This window comes from Rhizobacter sp. P2_H2 (genome assembly GCF_056403375.1).
Map to the genome: position 1 here is coordinate 1 of NZ_JBFUFP010000687.1, position 2,994 is coordinate 2,994.

3 protein-coding genes are annotated in these 2,994 nt (G+C 71.6%); 2 read left to right on the top strand and 1 reads right to left on the bottom strand.

Annotated elements, in window-relative coordinates:
- Positions 1-968 (top strand): DUF898 family protein (locus tag AC1D15_RS24715; protein ID WP_477828053.1); only part of this gene is annotated, 968 nt, incomplete at its 5' end.
- Complete coding sequence (locus AC1D15_RS24720) at positions 965-2,020, top strand: M48 family metallopeptidase (protein ID WP_477828054.1); 1,056 nt, start codon at positions 965-967, stop codon at positions 2,018-2,020. The genes AC1D15_RS24715 and AC1D15_RS24720, both read left to right, overlap by 4 nt.
- Here AC1D15_RS24720 and AC1D15_RS24725 read toward each other — a convergent pair.
- Positions 2,017-2,994, bottom strand: a 978-nt coding sequence (locus AC1D15_RS24725) for a cytosine deaminase (RefSeq protein ID WP_477828055.1), incomplete at its 5' end; no start/stop codon positions are given. The two genes, AC1D15_RS24720 and AC1D15_RS24725, sit on opposite strands and share 4 nt — an antisense overlap.

Below are 2,994 nucleotides of genomic sequence, written 5' to 3' on the forward strand. Positions count from 1 at the left end.
GCTTCCACGGCGACCCGAAGAAGATGCTGCGCGGCTACCTGCTGGTGGTGCTGCTCGGCGGGCTGTATTCGGTGGCCGGCCAGTTCTCGCCGATGGCCGGGCTGGTGGCCTTCGTGATCGTCGCGGCGCTGTGGCCGGCACTGTTCAAGTCGTCGCTGCAGTTCCGCCTCGCCAACACCAGCTGGCGCGGGCTGCGCTTTCGCTTCAAGGGCGACGCAGCCGGCGCCTACCGCGCACTGCTGCCGGTGTTCGCGCCCAGCGCCGTGCTGCTGGGCGTCCTGCTTGCGGTGCCCGACCAGGTCCACCCACCCGGCTGGTTCGGCCCGGCCTTCACCGCGGTGATGGGCGTGACGCTGCTGGTGCTGCCGCTGATGATGTGGAACCTGAAGAAGTACCAGCACGACCACTATGCGTTCGCGCAGCTGCAGACCGAGCTGCGCGCCGGCCCCGGGGCCTTCTATGGGCTGTGCCTGAAGAGCCTGGGCGTGTGGCTGGTGGCCGGCGTCGTGGCCGGCCTCGTCGTCTTCGGCTTGGCCACGCTGCTCGGCTCCAGCGTGGCCGACTTGATTCGCAACCGCGGCGAGACCGGCCGCGTTGCGGCGATGGTGCTCGGCTTCATCGTGATCCTGGCATCGTGGCTGCTGATGCAGGTCTTCGCCCGGCCGTACTTCACCTCGCGCTTCCAGAACCTGCTGTGGTCGCGCACCGGCAACCAGCACCTGCGCTTCAAGAGCGAGCTGCGCTTCTGGCCGCTGCTGCGCGTGACGCTCGCGAACTGGCTGCTGATGATCGTCACGCTCGGCCTGTACTGGCCGTTCGCGCGCGTCGCGCTGACCCGGCTGCGGCTCGAATCGGTCGGCATCGTCAGCCGCACCCACATCGACGCGCTGGTCGCGCAGGCCGGCCACGAAGGCGATGCCGCCGGCGACGCGGCCGGTGACTTCTTCGGCATCGACGTCGGCCTGTGAACGCGCCCGCCGCTCCTGCCCTCGAGGTGGATTACTTCGACGGCCGCAGCGCCCGCAGCCACCGCGTGCGCATCCACGTCGGCGGCGAGCGCCTGTTGATCGCCGGCGACGGCGTCGCGCGCAGCGTGCCGTTGGCCGAGGTGCAATGGCCGGAGCGCACCCGCCACGGCGCACGCGTGGCGCACCTGAAAGACGGCGGCGCGCTGCACTGCACCGACTCGGCGGCGTGGGACGCCTGGGCGCGCGCCAGCGGCCGCGGCGAGACGCTGGTCGTCAAGGCGCAGCAGAGCTGGCGCTGGGTCGGCGGCATCGTCGTCGCGTTCGCGCTGCTGATGGGGGCCGGCTACCTGTGGGGGCTGCCGTGGGCCTCGCGCGCGGTCGTCGCGATGCTGCCGCCTTCGGTCGACCGCCAGATCGGCGACGCGGCGATGAAGTCGGTCGACGGCGAGCTGGTGCAGGCAAGCGAACTGCCCGCGGCGCAGCAGGCGAAGCTGCGTGCCGCGTTCGAGCGCGCGATCGCGCAGGCGTACCCGCAGGGCGCGCCGCCGCACGAGCTGCTGTTCCGCCGCGGCAAGGACAAGTCGCTGGGCCCGAACGCGTTCGCGCTGCCCGGCGGCACGATGGTGCTGACCGACGAACTGGTGGCGCTGGTCGGTGGCGACGAATCGGTGATCGTCGGCGTGCTCGGCCACGAGCTCGGCCATGTGCGCCACCGCCACGGGCTGCGCATGCTGGTGCAGGCGACCGCGCTGGGCGTCGTGACGAGCCTGGTGGTCGGCGATTTCAGCAGCCTGCTGGCCGGCGTGCCGCTGGTGCTGGGCCAGGCAGGCTATGCGCGCGATGCCGAGCGCGAGGCCGATGCCGACAGCGTGCACCTGATGAAGGCCGCCGGCATCTCGCCCGACGCGATGGTGCGCTTCTTCGAGAAGATCGCCGAGGAGCGCCGCAAGCGCTCCGATGGCGGCGAGCCCGGCTGGCTCGGCATCGCGATCGCCTCGCACCCGGCCGACGACGACCGCATCCGCTACTTCCGCGAGGCCGCAGGCCGCTAGCGCTGCAGCGTCCAGTCGACGCTGTCCGGCCGCCCTGGCAGCGACAGCGTCGCGGTGGCCGCCGGCGTCTGCGCAATGACCTGCCCGCCGCGCACCACCGCGAGCCGCGTCGCGCGCAGCCGGATCGCTTCCACCGGGTCGCGCGCCTGCAGCAGCACGAAGTCGGCGCGCGCCCCGGCCTGCAGCCCGTAGCCCTCGAGCCCGAGGATCCTCGCGCTGTTGACGGTGACGGCATCGAAGCAGGCCCGCATCTGCGCCTGCGAGGTCATCTGCGCCACGTGCAGGCCCATCTGCGCGACCTCCAGCATGTCGGCGCTGCCCGACGAGTACCAAGGGTCCATCACGCAGTCGTGGCCGAAGCCGACGTTGACGCCGGCGGCCATCAACTCGGGCACGCGCGTCATGCCGCGGCGCTTCGGGTAGCTGTCGTGGCGGCCCTGCAGCGTGATGTTGATCAGCGGGTTGGCCACCGCATGCACCTGCGCCTCGGCGATCAGCGGCAGCAGCTTGCTGACGTAGTAGTTGTCCATCGAGTGCATCGAGGTCAGGTGCGAGCCGGTGACGCGGCCCTGCAGCCCGAGCCGCTGCGTGTGGAACGCGAGCGTCTCGATGTGGCGCGACAGCGGGTCGTCGCTCTCGTCGCAGTGCATGTCGACGCGCAGCCCGCGCTCGGCCGCCAGCTCGCACAGCAGCCGCACGCTCTCGGCGCCGTCGGCCATCGTGCGCTCGAAGTGGGGGATGCCGCCGACCACGTCGACGCCCCGGTCGAGTGCGCGTTTGAGGTTGGCGAGCGCGGTGGGCGAGCGCAGCACGCCGTCCTGCGGGAACGCGACCAGCTGCAGGTCGAGGTACGGCTTCACCACCTGCTTCACGTGCAGCAGCGCGTCGACCGCGAGCAGCCGGTCGTCGCAGACGTCGACGTGCGAACGCACCGCGAGCAAGCCCTTGGCCACCGCCCAGTCGCAGTACTGCAG